Here is a 13406-nt window from a genome sequence, read left to right as displayed (position 1 = left end):
AGCTCGAGCCGTGATTAGGCCCGAGCGTTCCCGCCGTCCCCTCGCGCAAGCGAGAGGCCCCGCGCCTTCAGAGCGGGATGTTGTCGTGCTTCTTCCAGGGGTTCTCGAGGCTCTTGTTGCGCAGCTTGCGCAGGCCCAGCGCGATGCGGCGGCGAGTCGAGTGCGGGTGGATCACCTCGTCGATGAAGCCCTTGCTCGCCGCCACGAACGGGTTGGCGAAGCGGTCTTCGTATTCCTTGGTCTTGACCGCCTGTTCCTCGGTCGAAAGCCCACGGAAGATGATCTCGACCGCGCCCTTGGCGCCCATCACCGCGATTTCGGCGGTCGGCCAGGCATAGTTGAGGTCGCCGCGCAGGTGCTTCGAGGCCATGACGTCATAGGCGCCGCCATAGGCCTTGCGGGTAATCACGGTGATTTTCGGCACGGTGGCTTCGGCATAGGCGAACAGCAGCTTGGCGCCGTGCTTGATGATGCCGTTGTGCTCCTGCGCGGTGCCCGGCAGGAAGCCCGGCACGTCGACGAAGGTCAGGATCGGAATCTCGAACGCATCGCAGAAGCGCACGAACCGCGCCGCCTTCTTCGACGAGTTGATGTCGAGCACGCCCGCCAGCACCATCGGCTGGTTGGCGACCACGCCCACGGTCTTGCCTTCCACGCGCCCGAAACCGCAGATGATGTTCGCGGCATGCTTGGGCTGGATCTCGAAGAACTCGCCCTCGTCGAGCACCTTCCTGATCACCTCGTGCATGTCGTACGGCTGGTTCGCCGATGCCGGGATGATCGTGTCGAGGCTGGGCTCGAGACGGTCATAGGGGTCCGAGGTCGGCCGTTCGGGCACGCCCGTGCGGTTCGACTGCGGCAGGTAGTCGAAGAAATCGCGCACCTGCAGCAGCGCCTCGATGTCGTTCTCGCAGGCGAGGTCGGCGACCGAGGTCTTGGTGGTGTGCGTGACCGCGCCGCCCAGCTCTTCCTGCGTGACGATCTCGTTGGTCACCGTCTTGACGACGTCCGGGCCGGTGACGAACATGTACGAGCTGTCCTTCACCATGAAGATGAAGTCGGTCATGGCCGGCGAATAGACCGCGCCGCCGGCGCAGGGGCCCATGATCAGGCTGATCTGCGGGACCACTCCGCTCGCGTTGACGTTGCGCTGGAAGATTTCGGCATAGCCGCCGAGCGACGCCACGCCTTCCTGGATGCGCGCGCCGCCCGAATCGTTCAGGCCGATCACCGGCGCGCCGACCTTCAGCGCCATGTCCATGATCTTGCAGATCTTCATGGCGTGGCGTTCGGAAACCGCGCCGCCGAAGACGGTGAAGTCCTGGCTGAACACGAAGACGAGGCGGCCGTTGATCGTGCCCGAACCCGTCACCACGCCGTCGCCGGGAATGACCGTGTTCGGCATCCCGAAGTCGACGCAGTTGTGTTCGACGTAGGCGTCCACTTCCTCGAAGCTGCCTTCGTCGAGCAGCACTTCAAGCCGTTCGCGCGCGGTCAGCTTGCCCTTGGCATGCTGCGCGTCGATGCGCTTCTGGCCGCCACCCATGCGGGCTGCTTCGCGGCGCTTTTCCATCTCGGCAATGTTCGCGGACATAAACCCTCTGCCCTTAACCTGTCGCAATCGGCGCGGGTTGCCGCATTGCAGCGCGGCTGTCCAATGTAATCCTGCAAAGTTGCAAAGCGCGACTTTGCAAACTAGCGTAGGAGTATGGCGAACAAGCGGATCTTTGCAGGCGAACCCTTGCGCTCCCTGCGACAAAGGCGGGGGCTGCGGCAGGCCGAAATGGCCGCCACGCTGGGAATCAGCGCCAGCTACCTCTCGCAGCTCGAGAACGACGAGCGCCACCTGACCCCGGCGTTGGCCGATGCGCTGGCCGGGGCTTTTCCCATCGACTGGGCCGATCTTGCCCCCGCCGATGCCGACATGATCGCCGAAGGCTTGCGCACCGCGCTGGCCGATCCGCAGCTGTCCACTGCCGTGCCCACCGATCAGGCCGAGCGGCTCGCGCGCCAGTTCCCCGCCTTCGCGCAGGCCTTCGTCGAACTGCACGGCCTGCATGCGCGCAGCCGCCAGCGGCTGGAGATGATGGACGAGACCATGGGCGCCAGCCTTGCCGCGGGCGGCCGCCTGCCGTGGGAGGAAGTGCGCGACTGGTTCCACCTCGCCAACAACTACGTCGACCGGATCGACCGCGATGCCGAGCGGCTGGCGCACGAAATCGCGGGCGAGGAGGCCAGCCCCCGCGTCCGGTCGATGCAGCACTGGCTGCGCCGCGCGGGTGTCACCATCGAATGGAAGGGCGGCGGCCCCTTGCGCCGCTTCGACGCGGCGGCGCGCCATATCCAGCTCGATTCGAATCAGCCGCTCGAATCGGGGCGCTTCCAGCTCGCCTACCAGGTCGCCGCGCTCGCGCTGTCCGCCCAGATTGCCGAGATTGTTGCCGAAGCCCCCTTGCGCACCGACGCTGCGCGCCATCTGCTCACCGTCGGGCTGGGCAACTACGCGGCGGGCGCGCTGCTGATGCCCTACGAACGCTTCCGCAGCGCCGCGCGCACGTTGCGGCACGATGTCGACCGCCTGCGCCAGCTGTTCCACACCAGCTTCGAACAGTGCTGCCACCGCCTCTCCACGCTGCAACGCCCGCAGGCGCGCGGCATCCCGGTGTTCTTCGCGCGCGTCGACATGGCGGGCAACATCACCAAGCGCCATTCGGCCACGCGCCTGCAATTCGGCCGCTTCGGCGGCGCGTGCCCCTTGTGGATCGTGCACGAGGCGGTGGCCATCCCCGACCGCATCCACGTCCAGCTCGCCGAAATGCCCGACGGCATCCGCTATGTCTCGATCGCCAAGGGGCTGGTGAAGCCATCGGGCAGCTTCTACCGCCCGCCGCGCCGCTATGCCGTGGTGCTGGGCTGCGAAGCCGCGCTGTCCGACGAATTCGTCTATGCCGAGGGCCTGAACCTGAAAAGCGAGGAAGCCGTCACCCGCATCGGCATCTCCTGCCGCATCTGCCCCCGCGACGCCTGCGACCAGCGCGCCTTCCCCCCCAGCGACCGCGGCATCGCCGTCGACCCCAGCCAGCGGGATCTCGTGCCGTACCGGGTGGTGGAGGGATAAGAAAAAGGGCCGAAAGGTTTCCCCTCCGGCCCCATTTTCTTGTCGCAAGATGCGAAAGGCTCAGCCCTTCAGCACTTCCGCCAGCGTTTCGCCCAGCAGGCTCGGCGAGGGGCTGACGCGGATGCCTGCGGCTTCCATCGCGGCGATCTTGCTTTCGGCATCGCCCTTGCCGCCCGAGACGATCGCGCCGGCGTGGCCCATGCGGCGGCCCGGAGGGGCCGAGCGGCCCGCGATGAAGCCGGCCATCGGCTTCTTGCGGCCCTTCTTGGCCTCGTCGATCAGGAACTGCGCGGCCTGCTCTTCGGCGTCGCCACCGATTTCGCCGATCATGATGATCGACTTGGTGTCGTCGTCGGCGAGGAACAGTTCGAGCACGTCGATGAAGTTGGTGCCGTTGACCGGGTCACCGCCGATGCCGACCGCGGTGGTCTGGCCAAGGCCGATGTTCGAGGTCTGGAACACCGCTTCATAGGTCAGCGTGCCCGAACGCGACACGACGCCAACCGAGCCCTTCTTGAAGATGCTGCCGGGCATGATGCCGATCTTGCATTCTTCCGGGGTCAGCACGCCGGGGCAGTTCGGGCCGATCAGGCGCGACTTGCTGCCCGAAAGCGCACGCTTCACGCGCACCATGTCGAGCACCGGGATGCCTTCGGTGATGCACACGATCAGTTCCATCTGCGCGTCGATCGCTTCGAGGATCGCGTCGGCGGCACCCGGAGGCGGCACGTAGATGCACGAAGCGGTCGCGCCGGTCACGGCCTTGGCTTCGGCGACGGTGTCGTACTGCGGCAGGCCGATGTGGGTGGTGCCGCCCTTGCCGGGGGTCACGCCCGCAACCATCTGCGTGCCGTAATCAAGCGCGGCCTGCGTGTGGAACGCGCCGGTCTTGCCGGTCATCCCCTGGGTGATGACCTTGGTGTTCTTGTTGATGAGAATCGACATGGTTCAGGCAACCTTCCGGACTGCGGCCACGATCTTCTGCGCGGCATCGCCAAGGTCGTTGGCGGGAACGATGGGGAGACCCGAGTTGGCAAGGATGTCCTTGCCCTGCTGCACGTTCGTGCCTTCGAGGCGCACGACGAGCGGAACCTGCAGGTTCACTTCCTTCGCGGCGGCAACGATGCCGTCGGCGATGATGTCGCACTTCATGATGCCGCCGAAGATGTTGACGAGGATGCCCTTCACCGCGGGGTCGCGGAGAATGATCTTGAACGCCGCCGTCACCTTCTCGGTGGTGGCGCCGCCGCCCACGTCGAGGAAGTTGGCCGGGAATTCGCCGTTCAGCTTGATGATGTCCATCGTCGCCATGGCAAGGCCTGCGCCGTTCACCATGCAGCCGATGTTGCCGTCGAGCTTGATGTAGGCGAGGTCGTACTTGCTCGCTTCGATCTCGGCCGGGTCTTCCTCGGTCTCGTCGCGCAGGGCGACGACGTCGGGGTGACGGTAGAGGGCGTTCGAATCGAAGCTCATCTTGGTGTCGAGGACGAGCAGGTTGCCGTCCTTGGTTTCCACCAGCGGGTTGATCTCGAGCATGTCGCAGTCCAGCGCGTTGAACGCGGTGAACAGCTGCTTGGCGATCGTGCCAGCCTGCTTGGCAAGGTCGCCCGACAGCTTGAGCGCGGCGGCCACGGCGCGGCCGTGGTGGGGCATGAAGCCCTGCGCCGGGTCGATGGTGATCGTGGCGATCTTTTCAGGCGTCGAGTGCGCGACTTCCTCGATGTCCATGCCGCCTTCGGTCGACACGATCATGGCGACGCGGCCGGTGGCGCGGTCGACGACCATCGAGAGGTAGTATTCCTTGGCGATGTCGACGCCATCGGTCACGTACAGGCGGTTGACCTGCTTGCCCGCTTCACCCGTCTGCACGGTGACGAGCGTGTTGCCGAGCATTTCCTTGGCGAAAGCCTCGACTTCCTCGACCGACTTGGCGAGGCGCACGCCGCCCTTGGCGTCGGCAGGCAGTTCCTTGAACTTGCCCTTGCCACGGCCACCGGCGTGGATCTGGGCCTTGACCACATAGAGCGGCCCCGGAAGCTGCTTTGCCGCAGCCACCGCTTCTTCCACCGTCAGCGCGGCGATGCCGGCAGGAATGCCGACGCCAAACTTGGCGAGCAATTCCTTGGCCTGATATTCGTGGACGTTCATGCGAAGTTCCCCGCTTGGAAAAGTGTGGGAGGAAAGGGCGAGCGGGCCCATGAGTCGCGCCGCCTAAAGCACACGGTTCCGGCGTTGAAAAGGGGCCTAATCACCCAGCTAAGGCAAAGGTGAGGGGCAGGGCGGTCCGGATCGCGCATACGAATGAGCCAAACACGCCGGGGCCGCCCCTGCGCGAAGCAGGCGCGGCCCGCCGTTTCGAACGGCGTCGAACGGTCTCGAATGGGCTAGATCGCGATCAGGAAGTCCTGCGCCACCAGCGCGGGATGGACGGATTGGCCCACCACGGCGAACTGCACGGCGCCTGCGCCGCCCAGGCCATCGGCATCATAGTAGAGCGCGCCGGTGGAGGTGTTGTAGACGATCCGATCGTCTCCATCGCGCGCCGCCGTGGCGCCCGCGGCGGCGCAGAACTGTGTTTCGCCCAAGGTGCCGACCGCCCCTGCTGCGGCGAAGATCGCCTTGGAAAGCACGATGCGATCGCCCTGCGCGTGGCTGAAGTCGGTGATCACGTCGCGGTTTGTCGCACCGGAGGGCGTCGTCTCGAACACGAAACGGTCTGCGCCACCCTTGCCCGTCAGCACGTCGTTGCCGCCCATGCCGCGCAAGGTATTGGCGCTGCCATTGCCGGTCACCGTGTCGCCATAGTTGCCCGCGATCACGTTCTCGATGCCCGCAAGCTGGTCGACCCCGATACCCGCGGCATCGACCGATCCCTTGGAGCGCGCCTGGTTGCTCGCCGCGGACAGGTCGACGATGATCCCGGCCTTCGCGCTGGTGTACTTGATGGTGTCGATGCCCGCGCCACCGGCATAGCGGTCGTTGCCCGCGCCATCGCCGCCGACGATCAGGTCATTGCCGGTCCCGGCATCGACGCTGTCGTCGCCGTCGCCCCCATAAAGCGTATCGTTGCCGAGGCCCCCGATCAGCACGTCGTTGCCGCCGCCGCCGGTAAGCGCATCGTTGCCCGCGCCGCCTGCCAGCGTGTTGGCGTCCGCCGAGCCGGTGACGACATCGTTGCCACCACCCACGATCACGTTTTCCACGCCCGAAAGCGTGTCCGCGCCCTCGCCCTTGGCCGTGCCTGCGGAAAGGTCGATCACGATCGCGCCGGTGGCATCGCCATAGTCGGTCGTGTCGACACCCGCACCGCCGACGATCACATCGTCTCCCGCGCCCCCGACCAGCACGTCACTGCCCGCGCCGCCGTCGATCGTGTCGTTGCCCGCACCTCCATCGAGAGCGTTCGCGCCATCGTTGCCATCGAGATCGTTGGCAAGGCCGTTGCCGACAAGGCCTGCATCGCCGCTGTCCCTGCCGAGCGCAGCATTGTCGACGTTGGGCGCCAGCAGGTACTGGATCGTGGCGACCACCATGACCGTGTCGATATCACCCGGCAGTCCCTGGTCGTCGATCACGTCGCCGGTATCGTCGACATAGTAGGTGTCGTTGCCCGCCCCGCCGATCATCGTATCGGCGCCGGTGCCGCCGTCGAGTACGTCCGCGCCCGCGCCGCCCTCCAGCCGGTCGTCGCCCTGTTCGCCGTACAGCTTGTCGTTCCCGGCATCGCCATGCAGCTCGTCGTCGTCATAGCCGCCGTAGAGCTGATCCGCGCCGTCGCCGCCGTAGAGGCGATCGTTGTCTTCCTGGCCATAGAGGCGATCATTGCCGATGCCGCCGCGCAAGTCGTCGAGGTTGCCCGCGCCGTAGAGCCGGTCGTCGCCGTTGCCGCCGACCAGATAGTCGATGTCGTTGCCACCATAGAGCTGGCGCGGCGTGTCCTGTCCGTCGTCGAGGTTCGACAGCGCGACGTCGCCCACGGTTACGCGCAGGTACGACAGGTCGCGGGTGTCGACCGTGGTCTGCAGGCTGTAGGTCTGCGTGCCGTCGTTCAGGAAATCATCCGCGCCGGTGACGGTCAGGCTTTGCGCCATGTTCCAGTTGCTGGCGGTGAAGGTCAGCGACTGGACGGAAAGCGTGCCCTCGCTCGCATCGCTGACGGCGAAGCGCAGCGTGACGGGATCGACCGGAGCCTTGTTCAGCACGACCGACAGCAACGCCGTGTCGCCATCCTCGCCCGTCACGAGATCGCTGCCGGTGATGGTCACGCCCGGATCGCGCGCCGGAGCCGCTGTGGCGGTCAGCGCATCGCTGGTGACCTGTTCGGCAAACCCGCCGCCGTCGGTATAGACGAGCGCCGCCGCGATGGCGTGGCCGACGTCGGCCTGCGTCACGACATAGCTTGTCGTCCTGGCGCCTGCGATCGCCACGCCGTCGCGCAGCCACTGGTAGCTGCCCGGTCCGGGGCCGTCGGGCTCGCGCACGGTGTTGTCGGCGGTCAGCGTACCGCCGACGGTGGCGCTGCCGCTGATCGTGACGCCGCCGGTCGGCGCTTCGTTGACGTTGTTGACGGTGACCGCAATCGCCTGGCTGTCGCGCGCTTGCCCGTCCGATACGCTGATCACCACGTCATAGACGTTGTTGGCCCCATCGTCCGCCGGTCGCTCGAAGTTGCGGCTTGATACGAACCGCAGCGCGCCGCTTGCCGCATCGACCGTGAACAGCGCCGCATCCGCGCCGCCGCTGATCGACCAGGTCAGCACCGATCCCGCATCGGTATCGCTGGCTGTCAAAGTGGTGATCGCCGATCGATTCTCGGCAATGGAAATCGTCGCCGCATCGCGACCATCCCCGGACGTGATTACGGGCGCGGCGTTGGTCGGGGCCGGCGCGCTCCACGAGAACACCCCCGCCACGTCGATCTTGGCCAGCACCTGCCGGTCGAAGGTCCACGAACCGAGATCGATCTGGTGGTAGGCAGGCGGAACGCCGATCGATTCGTGGGCCAGCCAGCCGTCGGGCAGCACCCCGTCATGCGCGGATACGAAGAACTGCCGGTTCGACCCCGACAGCGTGGTGACGCCGTTGTAGGTCACGAACGGCCCTTCGTTGCCGTAGACCAGCCCGTTGTAGTCGGGAATGCCCGGCAGGTTCACTTCCTTGAGGTCGAGGTAGTCGACCAGCCGGGTTGCGCCGGTGACGCCTGCTGATGCGGCCACGTCGCTGAAGTCGGCCACCGTGATCTTCCCCGGCGCCAGCGCATCGCTGGCGAACTCGCTGCGCACCAGCGTGGTGCGGCCATCGAGCGTCGAGGTGGCGCCGATCACGGCCGAGGTGTGTTCGAGCGCATAGACCGCGGTGATCGCCTTGCCCGCGATATCGCCGCCCGCCACGGTATAGGACCAGCCGCCGGGTGCATTCGCGTCCGCATGGCCCGTCAGCCAGCCGCGCGACCCGTCGGCCGCGGTCGCGATCAGCGCTTCGAAGTGGTACTGTTCGCCCGCCGGAAGGTTGAGCACGGCATTCTGCGCGGCGGGCACGCTGGCCAGTGAGACCTGCGCCACCTCGATCAGCGTTCCCGCAGGATTGACCGAGTGGGCGATCGAGGATTCGGGAGAATTGTACGAGTTCGAGAAATAGAACTCGTTCACCGCATATCCGGGCGAGGCAATGGTGAAGGTCAGCTCCACCGGCACGAAATCGCTATGCGCGGGCAGCACGACTTCCTTGGCCAGACCCAGCGTCATCCCGGTATTGACCGAGGTGCCGCCGGCCTGCTGCACCGCGAACACCAGATGAGCCTCGTTGTCCGACGGATTGGCGGCCATGAACGTCAGCTTGTAGGTGCCGTTGGCAAGGTTGCCGAATTGCTGGAACAGGTCCGCGCCCACCGGCAGAGTGGCCATGTTGCCGGTGAGCGAGCCCGGCGCATCGGCCAAGGTCACGCCCGCGCTGGTCCAGTCGCGCCAAACTTCGCCCAGCGTTCGCGTGAACGTGCCGTCCTGGAGAATCTCGGTCATAGCGCGTGCTTCCTGTCGCTGCTGCAGCCGCGCCGGGCGACTGCAAATCCGGAACGAAAGTTAGGGCACGTCCCTCATACGTGGAATCCGCATGACCGCGCGGGGCATGGTTCACGCGCTCTTGACCATGATCCTTGGCGCATTGTTCGTATCTGCAGCGCGCCCCCTTGCGCCAATCGGCGGCATGGCCCATCGCTTGGACCGGATGCTCGACTACGCAGCCCTTGAAAACATCGTGCGCGAAGCGGGACAGATGGCGCTGTCGCACTGGCCCGGCCATGGCCACGCGCCGCAAGTCTGGGAAAAGACGCCGGGCAGCCCGGTGTGCGAGGCCGACATTGCGGTCGATGCTTTCCTCAAGCGCGAACTGGGGGCGTTGCTGCCATCGGCCGGCTGGCTGTCGGAAGAGACGGTCGATCATCCCGAGCGGCTGGAGCGGGGCTTGTGCTGGCTGGTCGATCCGGTTGACGGCACGCGCGATTTCATCCGGGGCCGTCCCGGCTGGTGCGTCTCGGTCGGGCTGGTCAGTGCCGGGCGTCCGCTGATCGGCATGATGAGCGCGCCCGCGCGCGACGAGTTCTGGTTCGCGACGGCAGGGCAGGGGGCCAGCCGCAACGGCCTGCCGCTGCGTGCCAGCACGCGCACCACCCTGCCGGGCGCGCGCGTCCCCGCCGATGCGCTGGCCAAGGTCGATCAGGATCTGGTGCTGGTGGACAAGCCCAACTCGATCGCGCTGCGCATCGCGATGGTCGCCGCCAACCAGGCGGACCTGCTCGCCACGCTGCGGTGGGGCTTCGAATGGGACATAGCCGCCGCCACGCTGATCGCGCGCGAGGCAGGCGCGGCGGTCAGCGATGCCTTCGGCGCGCCGCTCGATTACAACAAGCGTGATCCGCGCGCCTTCGGCCTGCTCGTCACCTCGCCCGCGATCCATGCCGCCGCCGTCGACCGGCTGGCCGAACGTGCGGCCAGACTGGTCAAGGAATAGGGGGCGGCCCGGGAACGGGCGTCAGAAGTCCTCGGTATCGATCGTCGCCTGCATCGCCGCCGCATAGCGGTGCCCCGCCACCGTCTGCTGGTTGATCAGTGCATCGACCTGCGCCGCCACCTCGGCGGGAATCGCCCAGTCCCAGCGCGCGATGTTTTCTTCCAGATGCGCCAGCTTGGCCGTGCCGGGAATCGCCACGACGTGATCCCCGCGTGACAACACCCAGGCCAGCGAAAGCTGCGCCGCGCTCACCCCGGCCCGCGCGGCAATCGCGGCGAAGTCGCGCAACAGCGTGCGGTTGTGCGCCCAGTTCTCGCCCTGGAAGCGCGGCATGGCGCGGCGGATGTCCTTTTCCTCCAGTCCGTCCGGCTCGGGCAGCACGTCGGTCAGCGCGCCGCGTCCGACCGGCGAAAAGGCGACGAACGTCGTTCCCGATTCGCGGCAGGCTTCCAGCACGGCGATTTCGGCCTGCCGGGTCCAGGGCGAATATTCGGTCTGCATCGCCGCGATCGGATGCACCGCGCTTGCCTTGCGCAGCGTGTCGGCGGACATCTCGGACAGGCCGATCGCCCCGATCTTGCCCTCCTCTATCAGCCGCGCCATTGCGCCGACCGAATCCTCGATCGGCACCGAAAAATCGCGCCTGTGCATGTAGTAGAGATCGATGTGGTCCGTCTGAAGCAGCTTGAGCGACGTTTCCAGCTCGCTGCGGATGGTCGCTGGCGCACAATCGATCCCGCGCTTTTCGCCACTTGCGAAGATTCCCATCTTTGACGCGAGGAACACCTTGTCGCGGCGGCCTTTCAGCGCCTCGCCCACCAGCGTCTCGTTGTGGCCCAGCCCATAAAGACGGGCGGTGTCGAAATGATCGTAGCCCAGGTCGATCGCGCGATGGAGCAGCGCGATCCCATCCGCGTCCGCAGGTCTGCCGCCATAGGCCCAGCTCAACGACATGCAGCCAAGGCCGACGGGATTGGTGAGACGGCCTGCAAGGGGACGGCGGGCAATGGTCACGGGGCAAATCTCCTTTGCCCGTGCCGATGCCAGCCGGGCGACGCTCAGGTCAACCCGGCTGGCATGAAGGCCGATTGTTACTGGCCCGAACGCGCCGCGGCCACATCGTCCTGCGTTACCGGAACGATCTTGATCTCGACCCGGCGATTGGCCGAACGGCCTTCCTCGGTGGCGTTCGACGCCACCGGCTGGGTCTCGCCAAAGCCCTGGCTGCGGATGCGCGCCGACGAAACGCCACGGCTGGACAAGTAGGATGCGACGGCCTGCGCGCGGCGTTCCGACAGCTGCTGGTTATAGGTTTCCGACCCGGTCGAATCGGTGTGGCCGTACACGTCGATCAGCGAGTTGGGGTACTGCACCATCGACTGCGCCACGCGGTCCAGCGTGTCGCGGAAGGTCGGCTTGATCACCGTGCTGTCGGTATCGAACGTCACGCCGTTGGGCAGGTTGACGAGGATCGCGGTGCCGTTGTCGGTCGGCGTCACGTCCACGCCCGATCCGGCGGTCTGCTCGCGCAGCTGCTTGATCTGCTTGTCCATGTTGTAGCCGACTGCCGCGCCGGCCACGCCGCCGATGCCCGCACCAAGGATGCGGCCGGTCTTGCCGCCAATCAGCCCGCCCAGCAGCGCGCCGCCGAGCGCCCCGCCGAGACCGCCGATGGCCGTGCGCGAAACCTTGCGCTCGCCCGTGTTGGGATCGGTGACGCAGGCCGACAGGCTGACCAGTGAAACGGCACAGAGGCTCGAGACGAAAACCCGACGAATATGCATTGTTCTTCCCCTTCGAATGCGACCCGCGCAGCGATATCGTGATCGTGGCGCGCGTGGAACTACAGCATTACGCCGCGCGTGGCTGAACAGTTCCCGAATGGTTATAAGCGCCGCGTGCCAAGAGCCTCTTCGCGCACCGCCGGAAATCTGCTAGTCGCCCGTGCCGTGACACCGTTTCCCTGGCCTGATGCCTTCGTCATTTTGGGCCTCGTCGTCCTTAACGGCCTGTTTTCCATGTCGGAACTGGCGATCGTCTCGGCACGCCCGGCGCGGCTGAAGGTCGCCGCCGATGCGGGCAACGGGGGTGCCAGAATGGCGCTGACGCTTGCATCCGATCCGGGCAAGTTTCTTTCGACGGTGCAGATCGGCATCACGTTGGTCGGCATCATCGCAGGCGCCTATTCGGGCTCCAGCCTTGGCGGCCCTACCGGCGAACGCCTCGCCGCGCTGGGCGTGCCGGCGCGCTATGCCGACGATGCAGGCTTCGTGCTGGTGATCGCGGTGACCACCTACCTCAGCCTCGTCGTGGGCGAACTCGTGCCCAAGCAGCTCGCGCTCAAGGCGGCCGAGCCGATTGCCATCGTCGCCTCGCGCCCGATGGCGATCGTCGCGCGCGTCACCGCGCCGTTCGTCTGGGCGCTCGATCGCTCGTCGGGCCTGATCATCCGCCTGCTCGGCCTGACCAAGGGCAGCGACCAGGAAGTCACCGCCGAAGAACTCCAGATGATCTTTGCCGAGGCCACGCGCTCGGGCGTGATCGAGGAAGACGAGCGCGCGCTGATGACCAGTGTGATGCGGCTGGCCGAACGCCCGGTGCGCGAAGTGATGACCCCGCGCACCCAGCTTCACTGGATTGCCGCCGACGCGCCCGAAGCCGAACTGCGCGAAGCGATCGAGGACAGCCCGCATTCGCTGCTGCTGGTGGGCGATGGCTCGGTCGATACCATCGTCGGCGTGGTCAAGGTGCGCGATGTGCTGTCGGTCCTGCTGCGCCGTCGCAAGGTCGATCTGCCCGCGCTGATGAAGAAGCCCGCGATCGTGCCCGACCAGCTCGATACGATGGATGCGTTGCGCGTGATCCAGCAGGCCGAACTGGCCATGGCGCTGGTCCATGATGAATACGGCCATCTCGAAGGCATCGTCACCCCGGCTGACCTGCTTTCGGCCATCGCGGGGAACTTCGTGGCGCACAGCGACGAAGGTGACGAACCGATGGTGGTCGAGCGCGAGGACGGCTCGTTGCTGCTGTCGGGCGCGCTGCCCGCCGACGCCATGGCCGATCGCCTCGTCATCGACCTGCCCGAAGACCGCGACTACGCCACGGCGGCAGGCTACGTCCTGTCGGTGCTCAAGCGTCTGCCGGGCGAGGGCGACCACTTCCACGAACAGGGCTGGCGCTTCGAAGTGGTCGACATGGACGGGCGCAAGATCGACAAGCTGCTGGTCGAACGCGACATTCCGCAGGAAGCCGGCGCGGACGGGTAAGAAAAAAGCCCCGC

General features: G+C 66.5%; 9 protein-coding genes. 3 read left to right on the top strand and 6 right to left on the bottom strand.

The genetic code is table 11. From position 1 onward, the window contains the following. Window positions 1–67: 67 nt before the first annotated feature. Window positions 68–1594, bottom strand: a complete 1527-nt coding sequence (locus tag K3A84_RS13810; RefSeq protein WP_225009935.1) for an acyl-CoA carboxylase subunit beta — start codon at window positions 1592–1594, stop codon at window positions 68–70. Window positions 1595–1708: 114 nt separating this feature from the next. On the opposite strand from K3A84_RS13810, the gene K3A84_RS13805 reads away from it, so the two are divergent. Then, a complete protein-coding gene (locus tag K3A84_RS13805) occupies window positions 1709–3118 on the top strand; it encodes a helix-turn-helix domain-containing protein (protein ID WP_225009934.1) in 1410 nt (469 codons plus the stop codon). Window positions 3119–3178: 60 nt separating this feature from the next. On the opposite strand, the gene sucD is transcribed toward K3A84_RS13805, so the two are convergent. The 3 genes from sucD to K3A84_RS13790 form a co-directional block, all read right to left on the bottom strand. After that, complete coding sequence (gene sucD / locus K3A84_RS13800) at window positions 3179–4063, bottom strand: succinate--CoA ligase subunit alpha (protein WP_225009933.1); 885 nt, start codon at window positions 4061–4063, stop codon at window positions 3179–3181. 3 nt (window positions 4064–4066) lie between these two features. Continuing rightward, window positions 4067–5266, bottom strand: coding sequence for an ADP-forming succinate--CoA ligase subunit beta (sucC, locus tag K3A84_RS13795; RefSeq protein WP_225009932.1), 1200 nt, complete (start codon window positions 5264–5266; stop codon window positions 4067–4069). Window positions 5267–5502: 236 nt separating this feature from the next. After that, window positions 5503–9135 (bottom strand): calcium-binding protein, encoded by a 3633-nt coding sequence (locus K3A84_RS13790; protein ID WP_225009931.1) that lies wholly within the window; start codon window positions 9133–9135, stop codon window positions 5503–5505. 205 nt (window positions 9136–9340) lie between these two features. Between K3A84_RS13790 and K3A84_RS13785 the strand changes: the two genes are divergently transcribed. Next, a complete protein-coding gene (locus K3A84_RS13785) occupies window positions 9341–10123 on the top strand; it encodes a 3'(2'),5'-bisphosphate nucleotidase CysQ (protein WP_225010172.1) in 783 nt (260 codons plus the stop codon). 21 nt (window positions 10124–10144) lie between these two features. Here the strand turns inward: K3A84_RS13785 and K3A84_RS13780 are convergent, their stop codons facing one another. Then, window positions 10145–11137, bottom strand: a complete 993-nt coding sequence (locus K3A84_RS13780; RefSeq protein ID WP_225009930.1) for an aldo/keto reductase — start codon at window positions 11135–11137, stop codon at window positions 10145–10147. Between the two features lie 77 nt (window positions 11138–11214). After that, a complete protein-coding gene (locus K3A84_RS13775) occupies window positions 11215–11907 on the bottom strand; it encodes an OmpA family protein (RefSeq protein WP_225009929.1) in 693 nt (230 codons plus the stop codon). A gap of 165 nt (window positions 11908–12072) precedes the next feature. Here K3A84_RS13775 and K3A84_RS13770 point away from each other — a divergent pair, with 165 nt between their 5' ends. After that, on the top strand, window positions 12073–13392 hold the full coding sequence (locus K3A84_RS13770; protein ID WP_225009928.1) for a hemolysin family protein: 1320 nt from the start codon (window positions 12073–12075) through the stop codon (window positions 13390–13392). The last annotated feature ends 14 nt before the right edge of the window (window positions 13393–13406 follow it).

The organism is Novosphingobium percolationis (assembly GCF_020179425.1).
GTDB classification, from domain to species: Bacteria; Pseudomonadota; Alphaproteobacteria; order Sphingomonadales; family Sphingomonadaceae; genus Novosphingobium; species Novosphingobium percolationis.
This window is presented reverse-complemented; position numbering and strand designations above follow the sequence as displayed.

Excerpts from the sequence above, each read along its gene's own strand:
- sucC (WP_225009932.1), bottom strand. The coding sequence starts at position 5,266 with ATGAACGTCCACGAATATCAGGCCAAGGAATTGCTCGCCAAGTTTGGC.
- K3A84_RS13785 (WP_225010172.1), top strand. The coding sequence starts at position 9,341 with ATGCTCGACTACGCAGCCCTTGAAAACATCGTGCGCGAAGCGGGACAG.
- sucD (WP_225009933.1), bottom strand. The coding sequence starts at position 4,063 with ATGTCGATTCTCATCAACAAGAACACCAAGGTCATCACCCAGGGGATG.
- K3A84_RS13790 (WP_225009931.1), bottom strand. The coding sequence starts at position 9,135 with ATGACCGAGATTCTCCAGGACGGCACGTTCACGCGAACGCTGGGCGAA.
- K3A84_RS13810 (WP_225009935.1), bottom strand. The coding sequence starts at position 1,594 with ATGTCCGCGAACATTGCCGAGATGGAAAAGCGCCGCGAAGCAGCCCGC.
- K3A84_RS13805 (WP_225009934.1), top strand. The coding sequence starts at position 1,709 with ATGGCGAACAAGCGGATCTTTGCAGGCGAACCCTTGCGCTCCCTGCGA.
- K3A84_RS13775 (WP_225009929.1), bottom strand. The coding sequence starts at position 11,907 with ATGCATATTCGTCGGGTTTTCGTCTCGAGCCTCTGTGCCGTTTCACTG.